Raw genomic sequence first — 24450 nt, 5'->3', positions numbered from 1 at the left:
GTGTCTCTCCCTTTCTGCATCCACTACTTTTTGAAGTAGACCGATTCGACTACTTTCAAGTAATCAATTCGTGGATGATATCCTATTTTAATCGAATACCCTAACTGTTCAATATCCGACTTTCGGATGGATTTTCGGGTTTGCTCCTGTCTGTCGTAAAAAGAAAGGAGGTGGCTGGCATCCAGTAAATAGATTTCATCTGTTACCGTAAAGCGAAGAATAACAAACGCAATCCCGCCCTGGCCGATGACCTGGCGCATATGTTCAATTTGATGCTGATGAAAATTCTTTAGCGGAAAGGAGGTTTTATTCTTCGTTTCCTTCGCTTCGAAATCAATATAGCGCCCTTTAAAAACACCGTTATAGTCCGTCGTGGAGGCCTGTTTGAAATAGGCTTCTTTAATGACGGCAGCGCTGCGCCGCGGATAGTCGACGTCGACTATTTGCACAGGAGTCGGCTTCTTATGAATGACGGCGAGCTGATGCTCTAAATAGTACTGGTTCGTTACGTTTAAGTCTTCTTCCAGCGTCATTCCACGATTGCTGTACATATTCGTTGCGCTTGAGCCCGCTTTTTTTGCAGGGGGCGTATTTGCTTCAAAGCGCCTGCCGTTTGGGTAATGAATCGCCATAACCGCTCACAAACCTTTCTAAAACAATGCATGGAATCAAAGATAGAGATCAAAATAAGGTAGATTCCATCACATAATCTTACCATAAATGGCCCCGGAAAAGGTAGGTCATTTTTTGGGGATACGATGAAAGAAAGGCTGAAAATCATGAAAAAACATGTAATACATACGATAAAAAAGCGCGCAGCACGAGGTAATCTCGATAATATTTCACGTACCGTACTATATGAGCAGTTTTACATGAAGCACCCGGAAATAAAGTGGGCGCTGCTCGCCGGACTCGTTTCCCGTAACGCCGGCTGGAATATGACGGATCTTTGGAGCAAATGGTTTCACGTTCTCATTAGCACAGAGGAGAGGAATCTACTATTTTCAACGTATGAGCGGGCGAATTGGACGATTTTTGCCGATGCCTATCCGCAGCTGCTCTGGTATGAGCGGGCAAAGAAAAAAAGGCGCCCTGATTATTCCTTGCTTGCGGCGTTAGGGGCGAGCCAATTCATGCAGAACGAGTGGAGACGATTTTGGGAGAAGCGCGATGAGCAACGGCTTTGCACGGCGCTGATTATTAATGAACAATTTGTCATTGAAGAGCCGGTGCTGCGGAAGCCGCCTTATCAAAACCGGGTATTTGCCACCGCGCTATATGCTGCTGAAGAGCATGCTCATTTCAGCTACGTCCTCTTTCCAACGAAGAGCGGCAATCTCTACGGCTTATATACGCGCGATTTTCGCGATGTCCACAAGCGTATCTGGCTTGGAAAGCAGCTGGCAAAGCTGTTATTTCATCAGCAAATTCATGCTGAGATTATTCAGTTTTTGCGCGATACACCGCCGACCGGCTCGCGCCACGATTATAGTCAATATATGGATTGGTCGTTTTCCAACACCAGTCCGGCGCTCCGTGGGACGGTACCTCTCGTCGCCCATCACTGGTCGAATCGAAAGGACTGGTATTTACGGACAGACGAGAATGTCATGGCGCTCTTTGCCGAGGAAGAAAAAATAGAGCCAGTTGAACGAACCAACTGGCTGCAAATGAAGATGGGTGAGCTTTATCTTCTGATGAAGGTGAAACAGCTGCTTCGGGGTTGAGGCAAAACTAGTTAGCATGGAGTAGCAATGGCTTCATTCGCCACAAGAGCTTGAGACATGGCAATGGCTTCACACGCCACAAGCCCGTTGTGAGAAACCCACTCACAACGGGCTTTAAAAAGATCGTGGCGGTTCCACTCATTGCTTAAAGGCTGTGACAAAAAGGTAAAAAAACAACCTTTTGCCACAGCCTCTTTAAAAGATCGTGGCGGTTCCGCTCATTGCTTAGAGACTGGACCAAAGGGTAAAAACAGCCTTTTGGTCCAAGTCATTCAGCAGGGCGGTTTGGTCCACCGAGCTTTTTATCGCCGGTATACGAATTGAGCCCTTTGGCTGTTTGTTCCCGTTCATTCTTTTGCTTGTCGCTTTTTGTGCGTTTATTTGTCATCATACGTCCCTCCTTATGAATAGTTTGTCGGATCATTGCATTTCCATGCATGTTCAGTCAAAATTCCGCCTTCTGTTCCGTTTCTTACGGAATGAGCACTTTGTTTGCCGAATCCATTCTACTTTTGTCAGGCGCAAAGGAATTCGCAGGAGGCGGCGAGAAACTACCCTCAAGCTTATTATTTAAAAGGAGGGACCGACAATGAGAACATTTAAAACGAAGGAAGTATCGGATCAATTAGGTGTGAACCCGACGACGGTCCAGCGCTGGGTAAAATATTTCGGCTTAGAATGCGAAACGAACGAACATGGGCATTATCTGTTCACGGCGGAACATGTAGAGATTTTGCAGCATATTCAACAGGAGCTCGCTCTCGGAAAACGGATGAGAGAGATTACATTGGAGCAATTCCCGGGAATGAAAGGCGAAAGACCGGCAAAGCTGCAGCAGACGATTGATACAGAGCTATATGAAAAAAAGCTGCAAGAAGTGATGAAAAAAGTCCAGGAGCTCGAATATCGGCTTAGTAAAAAAGCCGATGAAGTTGTCAGCTATCAACTGTTGAAGCATCGGTCGGAGCTGGAGGAAATGATGAAGCTCATTAAAGGATTGGAGAAACGGCTGGCGCAAATGGAACAGAAAATTGACTATCCGCAGCACGGCCATGAGAGAGAGCTGCCGTTAGTTGCCGGTGACGAAATCAAAAAGAAACGGCGGACGTTGATGCAGCTGTTTTCTTTCTAATTCTCTGATGAAGAGGACAAAGGACTTTGAAGCATGACAGCCATTTGGTAAGATTGAGAACGGAGGTGCTGGCTATGAGCAGGGAAATACGTTCTCAATTACAGCAATATACAAGCGATTTACTCGCTCTTAATAAAGAAGCAGAAGATTACTACCTCGACGTCGTTCGCCGGCATGACAGCTATGAACCGGACTTTTTCGGCAAGGTGAAGCCATTTGCCGATCGCGTGGCGGCGGTCAGGGAGCAGTGGCTGCCCGCGGCAACCGCCTTTGTCCAGAAGGAAAGACCGCTGCATCTGCATCCGAGTCAGCTTCAGCAGACAGCGGAAAATCTCGAAATCGTCGCGATCAAATCGTTTTACAAACAGACAAGCTTAAAAAGACAAATGGAAACCTTTAAATCTGTCGAGTACGTCCTCAATCAGCTGCTCGACGCGATTTCAACAGCAGCAGGCAAATGAACGAATAGGAAAAGGCAGCAAAAAAGCAGCGGAAGCGCTGCTTTTTTACTTATCCATTATCGCGAAAAGCTAAAAACGTCATAAAAATAATCGTCGCAAAGGACAGAACAGCTAAAATTGTTACGAGCATCCCGGACGGCTCTGCGTGGGCCACTTCCTCAGCACCGCTTTCTTCGGCGGCCGCAGCCAGAACCTGAAGCGGAACTAGGAAAGCAACGAGACAAGCTCCGAAAAATGAAATCACTTTACCCAAGATCAACCCTCCTCTTTTCACATATGTATCTTTTCCTTTAAAACCTCAATGACTGTCAGATGATCCCATTGACTATCCCTTTTATTATAGGGAGCGAAAAACAAATAATCAACCTAAATCAGCGCGATAAAATATGGCTAATCTGTGAGCGAATCAAAAAGAATACAGTTTCTTTCATCCGCTACGTTAGTGCTTTGTTCGATATTCTAGTCACAGGCGGTATGCAGACTGTTTCGCAAACCTTTGCGCGTTGTCTCAAGCTCGAATGCTAGATCATCTCTCGAAGCTCTGGGGGTTCGCAAACGATAGGCGTTATGATAAGATGAATGTACTATGCAAGTAGTCGAAGTTATTGTAAGATTCAGTTTGAAATGAAAGGACAAGACGATGGGAACTGTACATATTGAAGATATCATTATTGCGAATCAACGCTTAAAAGACGTCGTAACGCATACGCCACTTCAAAAGAATCAAGTGCTGTCAGAACGTTATGATTGTCAGGTTTATTTGAAAAGAGAGGACCTCCAGGTCGTACGCTCCTTTAAGATTCGTGGAGCCTTTTACCAAATTTCGAGCTTATCCGTTGAAGAACTGAATAATGGCGTCGTCTGCGCCAGTGCGGGAAATCATGCACAGGGTGTCGCGTATTCCTGCCAGACGCTCCGCATTAACGGAAAGATTTTTATGCCATCAACGACTCCGCGCCAAAAAGTCGATCAAGTGAAGTTTTTCGGAAAAGAGTACGTTGAGGTTATTTTAACCGGAGATACGTTTGATGATTCCTTTAACGAAGCAATGGCATACTGCACGGAGCATCAGATGGCGTTCATCCATCCATTTGACCAGGAGAAAATCGTCGCCGGACAAGGGACGGTCGGAATGGAAATTATGAACGATATTGATGAGAATATCGACTATTTATTTTCTTCAATTGGCGGCGGCGGCTTAATTAGTGGAGTCGGTACATATATCAAAAGCATCAGCCCGCGGACGAAGGTGATTGGCTGTGAGCCGAGCGGGGCACCGTCAATGAAGGAATCGCTGAAACAGGGAAAGGTAGTCGAGCTTGAGAAGATCGACAAATTTGTCGATGGGGCGGCGGTCAAAAAAGTAGGGGAGCTGCCGTTCGAAATTTGCAAAAACATCCTGGACGATATTGTGCTCGTACCAGAAGGCAAAATTTGCACGACGATTTTAGAGCTGTATAATCAAAACGCGATTGTCGCCGAGCCGGCCGGCGCGATGTCGATTACGGCGCTCGACTTTTATAAGGAAGAAATAAAAGGCAAGACTGTCGTATGTGTAGTAAGCGGGGGGAATAACGACATTGGGAGAATGCAGGAAATGAGAGAACGTTCCTTAATTTACGAAGGACTTCAATACTATTTCATCGTTCAATTTCCACAGCGGGCCGGAGCATTAAGGGAGTTTATCACCGATGTGCTCGGACCGGATGACGATATTACAAGATTTGAGTATACGAAGAAAAACAATAAATCAAATGGACCCGTCCTGATCGGAATTGAATTGAAATGCCATAAGGACTATGAGCCGCTGATCAAACGTTTACAGAAAAAAGGCTTTGATTATCAGGAAATCAATAAGGATGCCAGCCTGTTTAATTTGTTAATCTAGCTGTCGCGACGTAAAAACAAGGGGAGGATTTGCGGTGATTCAACAGAATAAAGAGATTTTATTAGAAAGTGGAACAAATGAACTGGAGGTAATCGTCTTTCAAGTCGGCACAGGAGTATTTGGGATTAATGTGATGAAGGTGCGCGAAATTATTAAAGCGCCACCGGTCACTTCGATGCCAAACAGTCATCCGCATATTGAAGGAATTGTGCGTTTGCGTGATGAAGTGCTGACCGTTGTGAATCTGACGACAGTGCTCGGGTTTCCCCCGTCGGAGCATCCCGAGGAAGACAAGCTGATCATCTCCGAACTAAATCAATTAAAGGTGGCCTTCAGAGTACAGAGCGTCTCACGTATCCATCGCCTGTCATGGGAGCAGATTGAAAAGCCGACCGATTTATCGCAAAATCTTGAAAGTGCAGCCACAGGGGTGGTCAAGCTGGACGACCAGATGATTTTACTGCTTGATTTTGAAAAGGTCGTCGTCGACATTAATCCGGACAAGGGAATTAATGTTTCCCAGGTGAAAACATTAGGCAAGCGCGAAAGACGTCATAAAAAAATTGTCGCCGCTGAAGATTCAGCGATGCTGCAGAAGCTGTTGCACGACACACTTGCAGAAGCTGGCTACGACCAAGTGACATTTTTTCAAAATGGTAAGGAAGCATGGGAGTACCTTGAATACTTGAAATCGACGGGTGATGTCCACAATGAAGTGCAGCTGATCATTACCGACTTGGAAATGCCGAAAATGGACGGTCATCATCTTACTCGAAAAATAAAAGAGGATGAAAGCCTAAAGGACATTCCTGTCATCATTTTTTCCTCACTGATTACAGATGACCTCTACCATAAGGGCGAACGGGTCGGAGCTGACGGGCAAGTGAGCAAGCCGGAGATTGTCAAATTAATCGGGCAAATCGACCAACTGATTTAATCGATGTATGATATCCTGTATAACACTCATACAGGATATTTTTTATTGGTTCAAAGCACTTCGCGAAAAAAGGAGACAGTATCCTGTTTACACCCGTTCCTGTCAACATTTGTCAGAAAATTCAAATGAATAAAAATACATTGATATTCATTGACCGGTCACCGTTTATCCCGTAGAGTAAAAGGGAGGTGATCGGATGAAAGAACGCGTAAAACAACTGATCTTCGTTTTGCTAGGTCTCGTGTTAACGTCTGTCGGGCTGCATCTTCTTGACATTCATCAGTTAACATTTGGAGGAACAGCAGGACTTGCGACTGTACTGACTTTTTTGACCCCCTGGTCGTGGGCTGTGCTGTTTTTCTTTGTCAATCTGCCCTTCTTTTTAATGTCGGTGAAAGAGCTTGGAAAATGGTTTACAATTTCGAGCTTTATGTCGATTACGGCCATTTCAGTCATTCGCGATGGGCTTACGCTATTGCCGACGGTTGAAATGCTGCCATGGCTTGCGGCAATCGTTGCCGGTATTTTGATCGGAGTCGGCGTAACCTTTGTACTGAATAACGGCTCCTCGCTTGGCGGGATTCATATTCTGGCCTTGTATATCGATCACCGCTGGGGCGTGAACCGCGGCTGGACGATCTTCGTTAGCGATCTGCTGATCGTGCTCAGTGCCGCTTTTCTCGTCGGCTGGAATTTGGCGTTGCTGTCAGTCGTCACGATTTTTCTCGCCAGCGCGATTATTGGCCGCTACAAGAAGTCGCCGATTAAGGCGGACGCTGCGTCCACATATCAAGCGGCTGTCTCGCCAGGCTCTGACCTGAAGACTCCGGCGAAATAATCGACTACACCGCCTAAAAGCGTTTGCCGCCAAGATAGCGATGTGACCAATAAGGCTGGTCTAATGAAGAAACCGTGACGCCGGTTGATGAGCCGGCATGAATAAATTGCCGGTTTCCTAGGTAAATGCCGGCGTGAGAAGGGCCGCTTTGAGCTGTGGAGAAAAAGACGAGATCACCAGTCTTTAGCTGGGAAACCGATTGTCCACTGCGAAAAAGCTCTCTTGTCGTCCGCGGAAGCTGCTTGTTATGCTGGCGGAACACATATTGAATAAACCCGCTGCAATCGAAGCCGGCCGTTGAGGTGCCGCCCCACGCATAGGGAATCCCCTGCAGGGAAAGCGCGGTTTGAATAAGCGAATTCTGAACGGGCTGCTCGACCTGCTGTTCGACTTGTTGTTCCTCCGGTTCAGCGCTGATTGCCGCCGCTTTAACTTGCGGTGCCTTCAGTGCTTTTTTTGTTTCAGGTCCGATAATACCATCGACCTGAAGCCCATGCGCCTGCTGGAATTGCTTGACAGCTGCGGTCGTTCTCGGACCGAATATGCCATCGACTCCTTGATAATATCCGTACTCTTCCAGCACTTGCTGGGCCTTTTTGACGGAGGCCCCTTTTGCCCCTTCTTTCAGCAGCTGAATCGAGCTCCCTTTTAAGGTCGGCGACTGAGCAGCGGCGATTAACGCCTGCTCCGGATTGTTTTCTCCTTGCTGGATCGTCGCTGCTCTGTTTTCTTGATTCGCAAAACGAATTTCGCTCGACAGCCGCAAATGACGGCTCGTTTCCGGACCGGCAACACCATCGATTTTTAAGGCGTGATTGCGCTGATAGATAGAGACCGCCTGTCTCGTCATCAGGCCGAAAAATCCGTCGATTGCCCCGTCATAATAATGGAATGCTTTCAAGTAGCTTTGCAGCTGCATGACCTGGGCGTCAGTCCGGCCAAACTGGAGTAACCATGAATGGTCGAGCGGTGCGCCTTTTTTCGGTGCGGCAAGCGCTTTTTCCTGGTTCAATGGCATATACATCACGGTACCAAGCATAGCGGCAGACAGCAGCAGCGTTCCCTTCGTTTTCGTCTTCATCTGTCCCCTCCTGTTGTCGCAATGATTCACCACATAGTTTATGACGCCCGGCTGGTACTAGAACCGGATTTCCTTTTTGCAATGAAAAATCCATGCTATACTAATACACAATGACATGAGAGAGAAGGAGTGAGCATATGCGATTGCAGCATAAAAAAATTATCGCCCTCGTCGATGAGGAATTTGAAGATTTGGAACTTTGGTATCCGGTAATGCGTTTGCGGGAGGAAGGCGCCACGGTTCATCTGGTCGGACAGGAAAAAGGAAAAAAATATACCGGAAAATACGGCGTGCCGGCTATTTCTGATTTCGCCTTCGATGATATCGCTGCCAGTGATTATGACGGGATTCTCGTGCCTGGCGGCTGGGCGCCGGATAAGCTTAGACGCTATCCGCAAGTGCTTGATTTCATTAAGGAAATGGATCAGCAGCAGAAGCCGATCGGGCAGATTTGTCATGCTGGCTGGGTATTGATTTCAGCCAACATTCTTCGCGGGCGAAACGTGACGAGCACACCGGGGATTCGCGACGATATGGAAAACGCGGGAGCGACGTGGCTTGATGAAGCGGTTGTCGTGGATGGCCATGTGATTTCAAGCCGCAGGCCGCCGGACTTGCCGCCATATGCAAAAGCGTTTGCTGATGCACTTGCCTAGGTGACTGCTATGGAATTTCATTTTTTAGGAACGGGAGCGGGCCTGCCCTCCAAACAGCGGAACGTCAGTGGACTGGCTCTTCGTTTTTTACAGCGGAAAAGCTCGCAATGGCTGTTTGATTGTGGAGAGGCGACACAGCACCAGCTTCTTGAAAGCCCGATTACGCTGACAAAAATTGATAAAATCTTTATTAGTCATTTGCATGGGGATCATATTTTTGGCCTGCCCGGCCTGCTTTGCTCGCGTTCGGCCCAGGGAGCGACGACGCCGCTGACGATTTACGGCCCGTATGGCATCCAGGCTTTTGTCGAAACGGCTTTATCTGTCTCCTCCTCCTATCTGTCTTTCGAGGTGGAGTATGCCATCGTCCAGGAAGGGATTATATTTGCGGATGAAATGATGTCAGTCGAAGCGCTGGAGATTGACCATGTGATTCCAAGCTACGCCTTTCGTCTGACGGAGGCCGACCGGCCGGGGACACTCCAGGTTGAACGGCTGCGGGAAATCGGCATCGAGCCGGGACCGATCTATCAACGGATTCAGCGCGGAGACGTCGTGGAGCTCGCGGATGGAACGGTTGTGAACGGCGACGATTATCTTGGTCCGGCGAAAAAAGGACGAGTTGTGATCATCGCCGGCGATACGAGATTGAGCGAGAAAGTGAAAGCCTTTGCCGGCGCCGCTAATTTGCTCATTCATGAAGGAACGTTCCGCGGGGATAAGCAGGAGCATGCCCAGCGGTTTGGCCATTCAACGATAACAGAAGCTGCCTCTTTGGCAAGAGAAGCCGACGTTGAGCATCTAATCATTACCCATATCAGCTCCCGCTATGCGGAAGAAGAGAAGGAGCTTGAGCTTGAGGCGAAACGTGTCTTTCCTGCTGCGAAAATCGCTTATGACGGGATGATTTTTAAGCTGTAGCGCATATTCGTGCTAAAAGCTGTACAAAGTAAGATCATTGCTTCATCTTAAAGGAGGAATGAGTATGGCAGAGCACAGCTCGCTTGAGCAGTCACTTCAGAAAGCGGAAAAGACACTTGCAGAGGCTGAGCAGGTATTTGAGCACGCCCAGCGCCTTGAGGGAACAGATCCGGATCAATACAGACAGGCGCAGCTGCAATTGGAAGAAATCAGCGAAGAGCTTGATGCCTTAAGCCGTGCCGCAACGCCTGAACAACGTGATCAAGTCAGCCGCACCCAACAGCAGGTAAGGCAGCTGCAAAATCATTTTATTTTACGACGATAATAGAGGAAATAACGAAACAGAGACGGCAGTACGGCTCATGGCTGACGTTAAATCATGCCGCGGGTCCGTTTTGGCTTTAAACCATTGCCCAGACTCTACACGCTTTTTTGAGAGGTGTGCCCAAAGGGGAAATTCATCCTTTAGGCACACCTCTTCCCATTGGTTGGGGGTTTCTGGTACAATGGGGAGGAAGTAAGGGAGGCGATGAAGTGAAGGAGATTTCTGGTGAGCAGCTGAAGCAAAGCATCGCCGGGCGAGAAGAACTGACAATTGTCTTTGTTCATACTCCTCTCTGTGGCACGTGCAAGCTGGCGCGAACGATGCTTGAGCTGGTGGAGGAGTCCTTTCACGGGCTGCAGATTGTTTCGATCAATATTAATGAGGCGCCGTGGTTTGCCCAAGAATGGAAGATTGAAAGTGTCCCGTGCCTGCTCGTTTTTCAAAAGGGCTTGGGCGTGGAGCGGATCTACGCTTTCCGGTCACTGCCTTATCTTCACAATCTCTTGAAAAAATATGTATCCTATACAAACTCATTTCAGTAGGAAAGGGGATCGAATCAATGTCAACAGCTTATGAAGAATATATGCGTCAAGTCGTGCTGCCGATGCGTGCGGAATTAACGGAGGCAGGGTTTCAGGAACTAACAACAGCAGAAGATGTCGAAAACTATATGGAGCAAGCGGAAGGGACGACTCTTGTCATGATTAACTCCGTCTGTGGCTGTGCCGCAGGTTTGGCCCGTCCATCAGTTGTTACGTCGCTTCAGCATGACCATACGCCTGATCATCTTGTGACGGTATTTGCCGGTCAGGACAAAGAAGCAACAGCGAAAATGCGCTCTTATTTTGAACAGTATCCGCCGTCTTCGCCCTCAATGGCTTTACTGAAAGGGAAAGAGGTTGTCCACTTTATTCCGCGCGAGCAGATTGAAGGGGCGACCCCGGAAAGCATTATCCGTAATTTGGCGTTGGCATACAACGAGCATTGCCAAAGCTGAGTATCGCTCATAAAGAAGCCGTCCGCTCCAGGGATGAGTAACCTGGCGGACGGCTTCTTTTGTGAGATTATTATAGCGAAAGGTGAAACGGCTTTCAGTCTGCTTCCGCATAAGAAAGGGGGCAAGTTAAGGCTTCACCCCATAGAAAATGACTCTGCCCATCGTTTCAATGTTCGGATACCCGCTCTGTTTATAAAGCTCTACCACATGTTCGCGATTATACGGTACGCGATTAAGGTGAAGGCGGTGTCTGCCCTCCTCGATTTCGACGAGTAAATAGGAAGCGAGCGGATGCCCGTCAAACGGCATGCCGACACTGCCTGTATTGGCAATGTTTTTCCCGTGCATTGAGCGGATAAACGGCTGGTGAATGTGGCCATACACATAGAGATCAGCTTCATCCCGGCTCATGATGGTCTCTTCAATACGCTCTGTTTCATCCGGCAGTACCGGCTCAAACAGACTTGTCGGTGTCGCATGAAACGCATGAACGATTAAATCGAGGTCATCTACGACAAGATCGGTCGGTAAATCACGTAAATAAGCTAAATCATCCTCATTTAAACGATTTAACGTCCAATCCCGCTCTTTTCCCATAATTTCCAGCGCTTCATCCGGTACCTCGCCCTGCTGAATGCCGCGCACCAACCATTCATCTGCATTTCCTTTAATGACATCGGCATCGAGGCTGCGAATCATATCCAGAACCCGCTTCGGCTCCGGTCCGCGAAAGCAAAGGTCGCCAAGAACGCATATTCGGTCAACCTGATGCTGGTTTATATCTCTGAATACCGCTTCGAGAGCTGTTGCATTTCCATGAATATCGGATAAAAAAGCTATTCTCATTTAAAAACCTCCCTTTTTTCTCCATTATACCAGACAACCTCTTTTTAGCGTTATTTCAATTTGATTAAAAAGTAGGAGAGAAGACGTGGAACGATGTAAAAACATCAAGCGAAAGGCTGAAAAGGCAAGGGAAATGCCTACTCATTGGCACGGAAGAAAATCATATGATAAGATCAAGGAAAGAGGAAGAAAGTGATAGGAGGTCTGTTTTTATGTATATTACATCGATTGAACCAACACCAAGTCCGAATACGATGAAGCTGACGTTAAGTGAAAGCCTTGAAGGCAGCACGCGAAACAGCTACTCTGAAAAAAATAAGGATCAAGCACCTCCTTACATACAAGCGCTGTTTGAAATAGAGGGTGTGAAGAGCGTCTACCATGTAGCTGATTTCATCGCGATTGACCGTCACCCGAAAGTCGATTGGAAGGTGATTTTACCAGAGGTGCGAGCTGTCTTTGGAGAGGACAGCGCAGAGCAGGCGGAAAAAGAGACTGCAATCGATGAGCATTTTGGCGAAGTCAATGTTTTCGTGCAAACGTTTAAAGGAATCCCGATGCAGATTAAGGTGAGCGACGGGGAGCAGGAGAAGCGGGAAGGACTGCCGGAGCGCTTTCGTGAGGCTGTCGCAGAAGCGCAAAATCCTGACGATAACGTCGTGATGGAACGGAAATGGGTCGAAAAAGGGGTTCGCTACGGTGATTTAGAGGACGTCGCCAAAGAAGTGGCCGAGGAAATCGCCGCTGCCTATCCCGCTGAACGGCTGCGTGCGCTGATTGCACTGGCCAATGGCAATGAGTCAGAGGTTCAGGCTGCCCAGGCGCAGCGCTTTATTGAGGTGACCGAGGAGATGCTGGATCATGAGGACTGGCGCGAACGCTATGCTGTGCTGGAGCGCCTCGATCCGAAGGAAAAAGATATCCCGGTGTTAGAAAAGGCGTTACACGACGAAAAGGCTTCCATCCGCCGGCTGGCGACGGTTTATTTCGGAATGATTGAAACAGAAAAAGTACTCCCGTATCTTTATCAAGCCTTGAAGGATTCGTCTGTCACGGTGAGACGGACAGCGGGGGACTGTTTGTCCGATCTGGGCAACCCGGCGGCGATTCCCGCTATGATTGAAGCATTGCAGGATAAAAACAAATTAGTGCGCTGGCGCGCGGCGATGTTTTTATATGAAGTAGGCGATGAGCGGGCGATTGACGCGTTACGACAGGCGGAGAATGATCCGGAATTTGAGGTCGCTCTGCAGGCCAGAATGGCATTGGCCCGGATCGAAGGCGGAGAAGAAGCGAAGGGCTCTGTATGGAAGCAGATGACAGAGTCACGTAAAGCGGAGCAGTAGAAGGGGGAGACGGATGTGACTAAGGAAGAAGTGATTGAAACGTTAAAGAGCAGACAGATGGAGGAAATGCTGGAATTGGTCGAAGATGCTGAAAGCGGTGATTTACAGGAGCTGGAGCTCGTTGAATCAATCGGACTCGTTTATGACCGCCAGTTAAATGAGGCGCTCATTCGCGTATTGGAAGAGCTTGGCGTGACGATGATCTATGTGAAAGATGAAGAGGAAAACGGCTGATATGGGAAGAGGGAAGCCGCTTGCGTCCTGAACCATCGAAGTCCTTATCAAGAAAAGCTCTTCCAGCCTGGCGCCTGCAAGCTTTTGTTGAAAGCTTATTTGTAGCGCTTGTACCAATTGCCTATGGCGTACTGCTCTATTTTTTTCAGTTCCCGCTTTGGATTCTATGGGCGCTGATCGGCTGTTATTTGCTCTATCTTTTTATTTTCGTCTATTTGATTCCTCCATTGCGCTGGAAAAGGTGGCGCTATGATGTGCTCGCAGAAGAGATTGATTTGATGCACGGCGTATTTATCGTTAAGCGAACCTTAATTCCGATGAGTCGTGTCCAGCATGTTGATACGGAGCAAGGGCCGCTCTTACGCCGCTACCAGCTTGCTGCTGTTTCGATCTCTACGGCGGCGACAGTTCATCGGATTCCGTCTTTAACGATTGAGGTTGCCGATGAGCTACGTGACCGGATCGCCCAGCTGGCGGCGGTGGCCGAAGATGAATAGTTTAAGGCGTTTGCACGTAGCGGCGATTTTTGTCTCCTTTTTCCAAGCGTTAAGAAGTTTTCTGATTCCTTTACTTGTTTCACTCTTTATCGGCGGCTCCCAATCTTCCGGCGGCTTTTTCCGGATGGAATATATATGGATCGCGATCATCGTCTTGAGTTTTATTGCTGGAATCGTTCATTGGATTTTCTTTCGCTATCGTTTTGAGGATGGCGAGCTTTATATTCAAAAAGGGATGTTTGTCCGCAAAAAGCGCTACATCCAGCAGCAGCGCGTTCAAAGCATTGATATTACCGCAGGGCTGCTGCAACGGATCTTTGGTCTCGTAAAGCTGAAAATCGAAACAGCCGGGGGCGGACTGGAGCCTGAAATTCAGCTTATTGCGATTAGCAGGGAAGAGGCTGAAGAGATTAGAAGTAAATTATTAAACAAAGTGAGTACCGCCGAGCCGGAAAGCAGCGAACAGGAAGCTAAGCCTGATGTAACGTGGAAGCTGAAGCCGAACCGTCTCGTCATCGCCGCCCTGACGTCAAGCGGCATAGGCTTGACCCTCTCCGCTGTGATCGCTTTATTCAGTCAGGTCGAGCAATTTATTCCAGATGCCTATTATCAACAACTCATGGGTCTCGTCAGCCGGACTCAACTTTCGGCATTTGCGGCATGGATTGTGATCATCTTATTGCTCTCTTGGCTATTATCCTTTTTAGGTACCGTGCTGAAGTATGGACATTTTACGATTGAAACGTATGAAAATGAGATCGTCATTTCCCGCGGGCTGCTTGAAAAACGGCAATTGACGATTCATCCTGATCGCGTGACTGCGGTGCGCATCGTCCGCAATATTTTTCGCCAGCCGTTCGGCTTTGCCTCCGTCTATGTTGAAAGTGCGGGCGGAGGGACAAAGGATGAGCAGCTTTCGACCGTGCTTATCCCGCTTGCGGCGAATAAAGAAATCGAAGCGCTGCTGGGCGACGTGCTGCCGCGCTATGCTCGTTCTGTCGAAATCAAAGGGGCACCGCGGCGGGCGATCCTGCGGTTTTGTTTCCCGCTTGTGGTCATTCCTTTGCTGATCGCGCTTGGAATCGGCTATTTTTGGAGTCCGTATGGCTATTACGGATTGCTGGTTGTCCTGTTCGGAATCGGACTTGGCTGTTTGCAATACAAAGACGCGGGGGCAGGAGTGGACGGCGAGTTTGTAGCGGTGCGCTATCGCCAGCTGAGTCAGGTGCAAGTCATTTCGTTCAAGCCGAAAATCCAGGCGGCAGAAACAAGAGTATCGCCGTTTCAGCGAAGAAAGCAGCTACGCAGCTTTCGTTTCTCTGTGTTATCAAGTGTGGTCGGAAAATCGTTTACCGTGTCGCATTTGGATGAGCAGCACGCTGAGCGGCTATTGCAATGGTTTTCAGTTGAACAGAGAGCCTGAGACAAACCGAGCTTTGGGGTTGGGCAAATAGAGAGGCTGGGAAAAAGGTCAAAAAACAACCTTTTTCCCAGCCTCTATTTTCAGCGTGAAAATTCGTTCGTGTACGTTACAATCGAGCGTTTGCCCTGCTCGGTCGTAAATTCAAAGCGGTCATAAATTTCATCGTTTTTCTGATTGTGCAGCTTGCGGTCAAAATGGTGCTGGACCATAATGATTCCCTGGCTTCCACGATAAGTCAGGAAGTTAACACCCTGGAAGGATGTACGGCCTTCTGACAGCAGAAATTGCGTGAGAAGCGCGTTGTGACAGTCGACTAAATGATCGTGAGAAACCCCAAAAGATTGCAGGCTTTTTTCAAGCGACTGGAGAGCGCCAGGCTCAAGCTCCTTCTGAAAAATCACATATGGATCAAATTGCTTTTTGTCGATCGTGAAGACGGTCCCTTCCTTTGGTGAAAAGCGGACGCCGTCGTTGGACATAAATGTTCCGTTCTCTTCATAATGACCAGTACAGGTTTCGTTGTTTTCGTTTACCCATTGCAACTCAAATGGACATTCCTCAAGCGCAAGTGCCTCTTTTCGTTCGTCGAGCAGGAGGTACATGCCATTTTCATAGTGGAAGGTATAGGCGATTGCTTCGTCCTCTTCGTCTTCCGTTTCATCCATTTGCGCTTCCTCAGGTAAGGAAAGGCCGTGAGCATCAACAAATTGCTCTAAAGCTTTCTGCTTATGGGCGAGGCTTTCCTTTTGCTCCATAAGCTCTTGCAGGCGCCGGATAGCGGCGTTCTCCATGCTTTGCTGAAAGGAGGTGGAGATCTCTTCCGGAGCAAGGCTCAGCTTCGAGCCGATGCATTCCACGACATCACGATCCTTATATTTTAACGGAAGCAGGGTGATCTCGTCCTTCTCAGGCAAGAAGGAAGGGAGTTCGACAACGGCTTGAATCTGAACCGTTCCACGCCATGTTTTCCGGGGCGGGGCAATGACATCCTCCAGCATGCCGAGGTAGCTTCCGCCTTGACCTTCATCAATGATTACTGCTTTCCCTATATGGTTCTGTGCTTGTTTACGATCCATGAAAACCCTCACTTCTACATCTCAGTTTCACAGCTGTATCGCTGTCTTCTTTTACACCGTGCAGCCGTTTGCTATACATATTATAGACAAGAGTAGTGACATTTCGCAAGTAAAGAGGGAATTTGTCTGCTTTCGTCACATTTCCTTCTTATCCTTGCGATGGTCTTTCGTAGCGGAGAGACTGGAGCTTGAGCAAATAATCCATCCGCTCGACCCGCAGGCGCTCCAGGCGATCGGCGTAATCAATCAATGTTAATTCCATCTTCGAGAGCGCGACAAAAACCTTCTCCTTCTGTTCAAGCTGGTGCTTCACCGATAAAGAAAGGAAGGTATGCAGCAGCGAAGGGATATCTTCGCGAAACATACGACGTACCGTATGGCGCTCCTCGAAATCAAGCAATTCGAAGTCATCCTGAATTTTATGAGCTTGATGGATGAGCCGTTCGAGACGATTCTCAATCGTCGGATCAACGGTGAATTGCTTGACGGTGTCAATATAGCGCTTTGCTTCCTCGACAAGCAGGGCAACATCTGTACCGGTCGCGGTTTTCAAAAGCTGCTGCTGATTGGCAAGGATCGCCTGGGAGGTCGTCCCGGTTGTCACCTGCTCGTTGGCAAAGGCTAAATCAAGGTGATGAATCCGGTAAAATAACGTGTGCAGCACCGGCGATTCACGCACCGAGCGGGTCTGAACCCGTCCGTCCTTCATGTAGCGGATCGACGCTTCCTTGCACACGCCGACCCCATCCTTTGCTTTCATATATTTACGAAAACAGGTAATGACGATTCTTTTTTTGATGGGGGCCGGAGAATGCTTTTGGTCGAACATCATCACTGTAATAAATGTGTGATTGACTTTGACTTTAATCGTCCATTCTTTTGTCTTGCGGCGAATCGTTCTCTTTTTATTGGAAGGCGGGGCATTTTGCGTCATCCGCATCAGCAATTCTTCCGTATCTTCAATTAGTTTTCTCGTTGTCCGATCACGCAGAATGTGTTCATCGACAGGTTTCTTATGTGATGGAGTAAAAAAATCCTGGATTTTCGTCATCCATGAAGCCTGCATGTCAAGCCTCCCTCCATGGTTGTTATTGTAGCAGTTTTGTTTGCATTTCCTTGTTGAGTGTATCAAGCTCTTGGATAAAGGCTTTGCCTGATTCAACAATTCGCTCATTCGACTGCTCGGTCATCTCGATTGCTTCAAACACATTTTGATAGGCTTTGCGGAAGGACTCGATCGCAATCGCCGGCTCTTCCAATGTTTTCAATGTGTCGGCTGTATTTTGCTTTAACAGCTCGGCATTGGACAGCAGCATCGATTCTGTTGCTTCATTAACATTTTTTACCGCCTTGATTACTTTTTGCTGGTTGGAGAGGGCAAGCTGAATCGAAGCCGAAACGGTAATGACATTTTTCGTCATCGTAATCGCATTAAAAATCGCTTCCTCCAGCTTGTCGTTATTTTCGACAATCAAATCAACAGAGGCAAGGGACTGCTGCAGTACCATGACCGCCTGAGACATATTTTTCATTCTCGTCACGATTTTCAGCTGGCCTTTTTTGATTTCATTTGGATTGTCCGCCCAGCGCTCAGATGTCATTTCTGCTTCGAGCATGTCGTGAAGCTGCTGGCCGTACTCAATTTGCTTGTTTAAGTTGGCAATGCGTTCTTTCGCCACGTCCTTTAACTGGTGAAGCATCAGCGTATCTTCCTGCAGCTTGTCCTTGCCGCTCAGCAGGCCGTCGATAATATTTTCCACTTGGGCTTCAACCGTTTTATATTTGCGGGCGTATTGTTCGATTGGATTGCGGCGCAGTACTTTATTGAGCCATTTTTTCGCCTGGCTCTCCTGCAGATGAGTAGGCTCAAGCTGACTGACCGTTTCCTTCAGCTGCAGCAGCTGACTAGGCAGCTGGTTCGACTGGTCCTGCATCATCGTTTTAACCGGCCGCTTTAACGCTTCGAGCGACTCACCGGCCTGGCGCTGTTCCTCCTCGCCCAATTTATCTAATCCTTCTAAAATTTTGGAGAGGTCTTTTTCCTCCGGCAATGATTGTTCGTTTTTATCATGTAATTGATTCTTATTTTCCTCCATGAAAATCCTCCTCTGACGTCGCAAAATAAAAGATGTCGTTATTTATATTTACGGAAAAAAGCTGAATCCGTTTCAATTTTTGTAGAAAGCTGTCATTTCTATTATGATGGATTTTAAAAAGGAACACAATCATCCTGGAGGCGGATGTATGGAAAAAATTCAACTTAGGCAGGTCAGGCGAGAAAATCCTGCTAATTTAATAGGTAAGGAAACGATATAAAAAGCGAAAAGGAGAGATGAGAAGATGTGTCTGCTGCTACTTGCGATTAACCAACATCCGGATTATCCGCTGATTTTCTGCGGCAATAGAGATGAATTTTACGACCGTCCTGCCGCCGATGCTCATTATTGGGGGGAGGACGGACAATTGTTTGGCGGGAGAGATTTAGAAAAAGGCGGGACGTGGCTCGGTCTGACTCGTTCTGGGCGGTTCGCCGCCGTGACGAATGTGCGGGAAGCGGCTGCGGGGACAGCCTCCGCCACCGAATCAAGGGGGAAGATCGTCACTGGTTTTTTGTGTTCGACGGTCAGCGGAGCAGATTATTCGCGCCAGCTGCTGAAAAAAAACGCACTCTATCAGGGCTACAATGCGGTCTTCGGTGTGGAAAACGAGCTTTATTACGCCTCTAATCGAGCGAATGAAAGTGGAAAATTACCGGATGGCATCCATGTGCTGAGCAATGCGTCGTTGAATACACCTTGGCCGAAAACAGAACAATTAAAGACGTCGATCACTGCTTTGCTTAAAGATAACAGACAGCCGGTTGACCGCTGGCTTGAAGCGATATTCGACAGCCTTCGGGATGACCGCCCTTATCCGGACGAAATACTGCCTGAAACCGGCGTCGATCTGGAGTGGGAGCGGAGGCTGTCTCCGATCTTCATTAAAGGAGAAAAGTACGGGACAAGGGCTTCAACAATTGTCCTCATGAACAGGTCGCGAAAGTTTCGTTTTCTGGAGCAGACGTATGGACCATTTGGACAAAAAAAGACTCGGACGGATAAGCAGATTTTCCGCCGGAATCCAGAGAGATAATGGCACTAATAGTAACAAATATTCGTTAATAAACAAATGTCCATACCGAATACACTTTTATAAAAAAGTGATTGGTGAGAAAAAAGTATGAATTTTTATACATGTCAATGATGGTTATATACAGATACGCAAATATGACAATTTTAAGGCGATATTTTTTTAAATATCGCTACATCACAGCGAAGTAACCGCTTTCAAATTATAATCGTAAAAAGTTTAATTTGCCGAAATGTCAGAAAAATGATATGATCCTGTATATTAGCTCAGTAGTTTTTGGGGAGAGTTGATGAATTTTTACTTTTTTGAAGGAAGGTTGATGCCAATGCGGAACGCACAATACCCGAAGAAACAAGGCCTTTATGACCCGCAATTTGAGCATGACAATTGCGGTATTGGCTTTTTAGCACATATGAAGGGGCAAAAATCGCATCAAGTTGTTCAGGATGCGCTTCAGATTCTTCGGAATTTAGAACATCGTGGCGGACAAGGTGATGAAGTGAATACTGGTGATGGAGCAGGGATGCTTTTGCAGCTGCCACACCGTTTCTTTGAAAAAGTTTGTTTGGTAGAAGGGATTACTCTTCCTAATATAGGTGAGTATGGAGTTGGGATGCTGTTTTTGCCACAGGATGAAGAAGCACGGGAGAAGTGTGAACAGGGCCTGGAAGCTCTTATAAAAGAAGAGAAGATGGAACTTCTTGGCTGGCGCACAGTACCTGTTGATGATTCTATGCTTGGTAATGCGGCAAAAGCAGCTATGCCATTTATCCGGCAGCTTTTTGTCAAACACAATGAAGCTGGCATGAGTGAGCTTGATTTTGAGCGCAAGCTTTATGTGCTGCGCAAACGGGCGGAGCATGAGCTTTCCTCGCTTGTTCCTGAGCAGGAATCCTTTTATTTTGCCAGCCTTTCAAGCCGGACGATTGTTTATAAGGGAATGCTGACAACGGAGCAGGTTGCTCAGTTCTATCTCGATATGACAGATCCGGATTTTGAAACAGCGATCGCGCTTGTTCATTCGCGTTTCAGTACGAATACGTTTCCAAGCTGGGAACGGGCTCATCCGAACCGCTACATGATTCATAACGGGGAAATCAATACAGTAAAAGGAAATGTCAACTGGATGCACGCCAGAGAGGCCGTTTTTAAATCCGACGTATTTGGAGACAATATTGCGAAAATTCATCCGATCGTCGATCAGGATGGATCTGATTCGGCGATGTTTGATAATACGCTTGAATTTTTGTCGCTTGCCGGCCGATCGATGGCTCACTCTGCGATGATGATGATTCCGGAGCCGTGGCAAAATGACGCGCATATGAGCGCGGAGAAGAAGGCGTTCTATCAATTCCACAGCTGTTTAATGGAGCCGTGGGACGGACCGACGGCGATCGTCTTTACTGACGGCAAGCAAATCGGCGCCTGTCTTGATCGGAACGGACTGAGACCATCGCGCTATTATGTAACAAAAGACGACTACATCGTGATGTCGTCCGAGGTCGGTGTGCTTGATATTGATCCGGCAAACGTCCTTTATAAGGAAAGACTTCATCCTGGTCATATGCTGCTTGTCGATACAGAAGAGGGAAGAATTATCCCAGATGAAGAAATCAAGCACCAAATCGCGACGGAGCAGCCATACGGTGAATGGGTCGCTGAGCATCTGATTCAGCTTGAGGATGTGCTGGAGACGGCTCATGTTGAAAATACAGACTTTAAAGCGCTCAGCTCACGTCAGCTGGCGTTTGGCTACACATATGAAGAGATTTCCAAGGTGATCAAGCCGATGGTTGTGGAAGGTGTTGATCCGATTGGCTCAATGGGATATGACTCGCCATTAGCGGTTCTGTCGAAGAAGCCTCAGCTGTTGTATAACTATTTCAAACAGTTATTCGCGCAAGTCACGAACCCGCCGATTGACGCGATTCGTGAAGAGGTTGTCACAGCGATGGGAACAACGATCGGGGCGGAGCGCAACCTGCTTGCGCCTGAGCCGATCAGCTGCCGTCATATTCACCTGCCATATCCGATTCTTGATAATGAAGAGCTGGCTAAGCTGCGCCATAACAAAATGGATGGCTTTACATCGATGACGCTGCCGATTTTGTTTGACGTTAAAGAAGGGGAGAACCAGCTGGAAAAGGCACTCGATTCCTTGTTTGCTCAAGCGGATCAAGCGATTGAAGACGGTCATACCCTGCTTATTTTAAGCGATCGCGGCCTTAACGAGAAGCAGGCGGCCATGCCTGCGTTGCTCGCTGTTTCCGGCCTGCATCATCATTTGATCCGGCAAGGAACGCGGACAAAGGTTAGTATTCTAGTAGAATCAGGTGAACCGAGAGAGGTGCATCATTTCGCGGTTCTGCTTGGATACGGAGCGGAAGCGATTAATCCGTACCTTGTGTTTGATTCGGTCGATCACTTGATTCATGAAGGGCTGCTTGATGATATTTCCTATGTCGAAGCGGTGAATAAGTATATTAAAGCTGCCGCAAAAGGGATCATGAAGGTTCTTTCGAAGATGGGGATTTCAACGATTCAAAGTTACCGCGGCGCGCAAATTTTTGAAGCTGTCGGCATTCATGAATCGGTTGTTGATCGTTATTTCACATGGACGACAACCCGCATCGGCGGCGTCGACCTGGCGATGATCGAAAAAGAAGTGTTAGCCCGTCATAAGCGCGCTTACTCTGAACAAGAAGGTGTAGATCGCGCCTTAGATCCAGGCGATGATTTGCAATGGCGTCGCAATGGGGATCCACATCAGTACAATCCTCATACGATCCATATGCTGCAGCATGCCTGCCGTCAAAACAATTATGATTTATTTAAAAAATATTCACAGGCGATCAATGAACAGACGAAGGAGCAAACAACGCTTCGCGGTTTGCTGAAGTTCAAGGAAGGTCGCACGCCGATTCCGGTTGATGAGGTTGAGTCGGTCGAAGAGATCGTGAAACGCTTCCGCACAGGGGCGATGTCGTTCGGATCAATTTCTCAGGAAGCGCATGAAACGCTGGCGATCGCCATGAACCGGCTTGGTGCAAAGAGTAACACAGGTGAAGGCGGGGAAGATCCTAAGCGGTTTATCCCGGATGAAAATGGCGATCTGCGCCGCAGTGCAATTAAACAGGTGGCATCCGGTCGTTTCGGTGTAACGAGTCATTATTTAGTCAATGCCGATGAAATTCAAATCAAGGTCGCCCAAGGTGCGAAGCCGGGTGAAGGTGGACAGCTGCCTGGAAACAAAGTGTATCCGTGGGTTGCAGAAGTTCGCGGTTCAACTCCGGGCGTCGGCCTCATTTCACCACCTCCTCATCATGATATTTATTCGATTGAGGATTTGGCGGAGTTGATTCATGACTTGAAAAATGCCAACCCAACGGCGAAAGTCAGCGTGAAGCTCGTTGCCGGTACCGGTGTCGGGACGATTGCTGCCGGCGTCGCCAAAGGCCGAGCCGACGGCGTCATTATTAGCGGGTACGACGGAGGAACAGGAGCGGCGGCGAGAACGAGTATTAAGCATACCGGTCTTCCGTGGGAAATCGGCTTGGCTGAAACGCATCAGACGCTTGTGCTTAATAACTTGCGCGACCGGATTACGGTGGAAACCGACGGTAAGCTGATGACAGGACGAGATGTCGTAGTTGCCGCGCTGCTCGGCGCTGAAGAATTTGCATTCTCAACTGCGCCGCTTGTCGTCTTAGGCTGTATCATCATGCGCGTTTGTCATTTAGATACATGCCCAGTCGGCATTGCGACGCAAAATCCGGAGCTTCGCAAAAAGTACATGGGCGAGGCTGACCATGTCGTCAACTTCATGCGTTTTATCGCGCAAGAAATTCGCGAGCTGATGGCAGAGTTAGGATTCCGCAAAATTGATGAGCTGATCGGACGGACTGACCTTCTTGAAATGAACCGCGACATTGAGAATGAAAAGGCAAAACAGATTGATTTGTCGAGCCTTCTTTATCAGCCGAAGCCGGAAGAACAGGAACGCAACTATTGCACGAAATCTCAGGATCACCAGCTTGAGCTCTCGCTTGATAGCCGTGAGCTGATGGCCGCCAGCCTTCCTGCGCTTGAACGCGGCGAAAAAGTGAATGGCTCATTTAAGATTTTCAATGTTGATCGGGTTGTCGGTACGATGGTCGGCAGTGAGATTAGTAAACGATACGGGGCAGCGGGTCTGCCGGATGATACGATTACGTTTGATTTCAAAGGCTCTGCCGGACAAAGCTTCGGTGCCTTTATTCCGAAGGGAATGACATTGCGTCTTGAAGGAGATGCAAATGACTATACAGGTAAGGGACTTTCCGGCGGAAAAATTGTCGTGTTCCCGCCACAGGAGTCAACCTTCAAGGCTGAAGAGAATATTTTAATTGGAAATACGTCCTTCTATGGAGCTACAAGCGGTGAAGCGTATATTCGCGGGATTGCCGGGGAACGGTTTGCTGTACGGAATTCCGGCGCGAAGGTTGTCGTGGAAGGGGTCGGTGACCATGGTCTTGAATACATGACCGGTGGTGTCGTAGTTAACCTTGGAACAGTCGGCAAAAACTTCGCCGCAGGAATGTCAGGCGGGTTAGCATTCGTCCTTGATGAGGACAATCGTTTCGCCTCTAAGTGCAACAAAGAAATGGTGCTGCTTGAAGATGTAGTCGAGCAGAAGGATATTGAACAGCTTAGACAATTGCTTGAAAACCATGTCGCCTATACGAACAGTGAGCGCGCAGCGGCGATTCTTAAAGACTGGAATTCGTATTTACCGAAGTTCACGAAGGTGATTCCGAAAGATTACAAGCGGATGCTGGCGGCGATTGAGCGCGTCAAGCAGGAAGGCTTGAGCGGCGTCGATGCCGTCATGGTCGCCTTTGATGAAAACAAAAGCGATAAATCACGTGTAGGCGGAAAATAAAAAGGTAGTTGCAGG

Annotated in this window: 25 protein-coding genes; 17 read left to right on the top strand and 8 right to left on the bottom strand. The window is 48.0% G+C overall.

Annotated elements, in window-relative coordinates:
- Positions 1–23: 23 nt before the first annotated feature.
- Positions 24–632 (bottom strand): Holliday junction resolvase RecU, encoded by a 609-nt coding sequence (gene recU / locus M3202_RS05575; RefSeq protein WP_251222355.1) that lies wholly within the window; start codon positions 630–632, stop codon positions 24–26.
- 147 nt (positions 633–779) lie between these two features.
- Between recU and M3202_RS05570 the strand changes: the two genes are divergently transcribed.
- Positions 780–1727, top strand: a complete 948-nt coding sequence (locus M3202_RS05570) for a DUF2515 family protein (protein WP_251222354.1) — start codon at positions 780–782, stop codon at positions 1725–1727.
- Between the two features lie 268 nt (positions 1728–1995).
- Here the strand turns inward: M3202_RS05570 and M3202_RS05565 are convergent, their stop codons facing one another.
- Entirely contained in the window at positions 1996–2115 is a 120-nt protein-coding gene (locus tag M3202_RS05565; RefSeq protein ID WP_251222353.1) for a spore protein, read from the bottom strand.
- Positions 2116–2316: 201 nt separating this feature from the next.
- On the opposite strand from M3202_RS05565, the gene racA reads away from it, so the two are divergent.
- Positions 2317–2859: a chromosome-anchoring protein RacA gene (gene racA / locus M3202_RS05560; protein ID WP_251222352.1), complete on the top strand. Its 543-nt coding sequence runs from the start codon at positions 2317–2319 to the stop codon at positions 2857–2859.
- A 74-nt stretch (positions 2860–2933) separates the two neighbouring features.
- Entirely contained in the window at positions 2934–3320 is a 387-nt protein-coding gene (locus M3202_RS05555) for a YppE family protein (RefSeq protein ID WP_251222351.1), read from the top strand.
- Between the two features lie 49 nt (positions 3321–3369).
- Here the strand turns inward: M3202_RS05555 and M3202_RS05550 are convergent, their stop codons facing one another.
- Entirely contained in the window at positions 3370–3573 is a 204-nt protein-coding gene (locus M3202_RS05550; RefSeq protein ID WP_285890221.1) for a hypothetical protein, read from the bottom strand.
- A 387-nt stretch (positions 3574–3960) separates the two neighbouring features.
- Here M3202_RS05550 and ilvA point away from each other — a divergent pair, with 387 nt between their 5' ends.
- From ilvA to M3202_RS05535, 3 genes are all read left to right on the top strand, one after another.
- Positions 3961–5208, top strand: a complete 1248-nt coding sequence (gene ilvA / locus M3202_RS05545; protein ID WP_251222350.1) for a threonine ammonia-lyase IlvA — start codon at positions 3961–3963, stop codon at positions 5206–5208.
- 37 nt (positions 5209–5245) lie between these two features.
- Positions 5246–6145: a chemotaxis protein gene (locus M3202_RS05540; RefSeq protein WP_251222630.1), complete on the top strand. Its 900-nt coding sequence runs from the start codon at positions 5246–5248 to the stop codon at positions 6143–6145.
- Positions 6146–6341: 196 nt separating this feature from the next.
- Positions 6342–6983, top strand: a complete 642-nt coding sequence (locus M3202_RS05535; RefSeq protein WP_251222349.1) for a YitT family protein — start codon at positions 6342–6344, stop codon at positions 6981–6983.
- A gap of 13 nt (positions 6984–6996) precedes the next feature.
- On the opposite strand, the gene M3202_RS05530 is transcribed toward M3202_RS05535, so the two are convergent.
- On the bottom strand, positions 6997–8064 hold the full coding sequence (locus tag M3202_RS05530; protein ID WP_251222348.1) for a C40 family peptidase: 1068 nt from the start codon (positions 8062–8064) through the stop codon (positions 6997–6999).
- 137 nt (positions 8065–8201) lie between these two features.
- Here M3202_RS05530 and M3202_RS05525 point away from each other — a divergent pair, with 137 nt between their 5' ends.
- The 5 genes from M3202_RS05525 to M3202_RS05505 all read left to right on the top strand — a co-directional run bounded on the left by M3202_RS05525 (position 8202) and on the right by M3202_RS05505 (position 10963).
- Positions 8202–8720 (top strand): type 1 glutamine amidotransferase domain-containing protein, encoded by a 519-nt coding sequence (locus M3202_RS05525; RefSeq protein WP_251222347.1) that lies wholly within the window; start codon positions 8202–8204, stop codon positions 8718–8720.
- 9 nt (positions 8721–8729) lie between these two features.
- Positions 8730–9641, top strand: a complete 912-nt coding sequence (gene rnz, locus M3202_RS05520; protein ID WP_251222346.1) for a ribonuclease Z — start codon at positions 8730–8732, stop codon at positions 9639–9641.
- Positions 9642–9705: 64 nt separating this feature from the next.
- Positions 9706–9966, top strand: coding sequence for a DUF2524 family protein (locus M3202_RS05515; RefSeq protein WP_251193991.1), 261 nt, complete (start codon positions 9706–9708; stop codon positions 9964–9966).
- A 209-nt stretch (positions 9967–10175) separates the two neighbouring features.
- Positions 10176–10508: a thioredoxin family protein gene (locus M3202_RS05510; RefSeq protein WP_251222345.1), complete on the top strand. Its 333-nt coding sequence runs from the start codon at positions 10176–10178 to the stop codon at positions 10506–10508.
- A 17-nt stretch (positions 10509–10525) separates the two neighbouring features.
- A complete protein-coding gene (locus M3202_RS05505) occupies positions 10526–10963 on the top strand; it encodes a BrxA/BrxB family bacilliredoxin (protein ID WP_251222344.1) in 438 nt (145 codons plus the stop codon).
- A gap of 126 nt (positions 10964–11089) precedes the next feature.
- Here the strand turns inward: M3202_RS05505 and M3202_RS05500 are convergent, their stop codons facing one another.
- Positions 11090–11809 carry a metallophosphoesterase family protein gene (locus tag M3202_RS05500; RefSeq protein ID WP_251222343.1) on the bottom strand — a complete coding sequence of 240 codons (720 nt, stop codon included), beginning with the start codon at positions 11807–11809 and terminating at the stop codon, positions 11090–11092.
- 212 nt (positions 11810–12021) lie between these two features.
- On the opposite strand from M3202_RS05500, the gene M3202_RS05495 reads away from it, so the two are divergent.
- From M3202_RS05495 to M3202_RS05480, 4 genes are read left to right on the top strand one after another with little or no spacing between them, the layout of a single operon-like run.
- Positions 12022–13155 (top strand): conserved virulence factor C family protein, encoded by a 1134-nt coding sequence (locus tag M3202_RS05495; protein ID WP_251222342.1) that lies wholly within the window; start codon positions 12022–12024, stop codon positions 13153–13155.
- Positions 13156–13170: 15 nt separating this feature from the next.
- Entirely contained in the window at positions 13171–13389 is a 219-nt protein-coding gene (locus tag M3202_RS05490; protein ID WP_251222341.1) for a hypothetical protein, read from the top strand.
- 20 nt (positions 13390–13409) lie between these two features.
- Positions 13410–13886, top strand: coding sequence for a PH domain-containing protein (locus M3202_RS05485; protein WP_251222340.1), 477 nt, complete (start codon positions 13410–13412; stop codon positions 13884–13886).
- Positions 13879–15309, top strand: a complete 1431-nt coding sequence (locus tag M3202_RS05480) for a PH domain-containing protein (protein ID WP_251222339.1) — start codon at positions 13879–13881, stop codon at positions 15307–15309. The genes M3202_RS05485 and M3202_RS05480 overlap by 8 nt, the downstream gene beginning before the upstream one ends.
- 80 nt (positions 15310–15389) lie before the next feature.
- Here M3202_RS05480 and M3202_RS05475 read toward each other — a convergent pair whose 3' ends face one another.
- The 3 genes from M3202_RS05475 to M3202_RS05465 all read right to left on the bottom strand — a co-directional run bounded on the left by M3202_RS05475 (position 15390) and on the right by M3202_RS05465 (position 18481).
- Positions 15390–16385, bottom strand: a complete 996-nt coding sequence (locus tag M3202_RS05475) for a DUF2777 family protein (RefSeq protein WP_251222338.1) — start codon at positions 16383–16385, stop codon at positions 15390–15392.
- A 148-nt stretch (positions 16386–16533) separates the two neighbouring features.
- Positions 16534–17451: a hypothetical protein gene (locus M3202_RS05470; protein WP_251222337.1), complete on the bottom strand. Its 918-nt coding sequence runs from the start codon at positions 17449–17451 to the stop codon at positions 16534–16536.
- Between the two features lie 22 nt (positions 17452–17473).
- Positions 17474–18481 (bottom strand): toxic anion resistance protein, encoded by a 1008-nt coding sequence (locus M3202_RS05465; RefSeq protein ID WP_251222336.1) that lies wholly within the window; start codon positions 18479–18481, stop codon positions 17474–17476.
- Positions 18482–18725: 244 nt separating this feature from the next.
- On the opposite strand from M3202_RS05465, the gene M3202_RS05460 reads away from it, so the two are divergent.
- Both M3202_RS05460 and gltB read left to right on the top strand, forming a co-directional pair.
- Entirely contained in the window at positions 18726–19517 is a 792-nt protein-coding gene (locus M3202_RS05460; RefSeq protein WP_251222335.1) for an NRDE family protein, read from the top strand.
- A 322-nt stretch (positions 19518–19839) separates the two neighbouring features.
- On the top strand, positions 19840–24435 hold the full coding sequence (gene gltB, locus M3202_RS05455) for a glutamate synthase large subunit (RefSeq protein WP_251222334.1): 4596 nt from the start codon (positions 19840–19842) through the stop codon (positions 24433–24435).
- The last annotated feature ends 15 nt before the right edge of the window (positions 24436–24450 follow it).

The sequence above is a fragment of the Halalkalibacter oceani genome (assembly GCF_023715605.1).
Taxonomy (GTDB): Bacteria; Bacillota; Bacilli; order Bacillales; family Bacillaceae_D; genus Halalkalibacter; species Halalkalibacter oceani.
The sequence above is the reverse complement of the archived record's forward strand: the minus strand, read 5'-3'. Positions and strand labels throughout refer to the sequence as shown.